Genomic DNA, 209 nt, shown 5'->3' with positions numbered 1-209 from the left:
CTCCTTTCTAAGGAAATTGGATACAGTAGGCTGTGCAAACGGCTGAATCAATCCAACTAAAACGGAAAAAAGTAGAGAAACAAGATGTGTTTTACTGTTGAGTTATCAAGGGAAAATGAATCAAAATGCTTCTGGTGCCGATGCGGTTGGGGGACACACCCGTTCCCATCCCGAACACGACGGTTAAGACCCAATCGGCCGATGGTACT

General features: G+C 45.5%; 1 rRNA gene. It reads left to right on the top strand.

Annotation, left to right across the window (positions count from 1 at the left end):
• Positions 1 to 130: 130 nt before the first annotated feature.
• Positions 131 to 209: ribosomal RNA gene (gene rrf, locus GPK81_RS14955) — 5S ribosomal RNA — on the top strand; the annotation flags it as partial.

Source organism: Blautia sp. MCC283 (assembly GCF_018785565.1).
Classification (GTDB): Bacteria; Bacillota; Clostridia; order Lachnospirales; family Lachnospiraceae; genus Blautia_A.
This window is presented reverse-complemented; position numbering and strand designations above follow the sequence as displayed.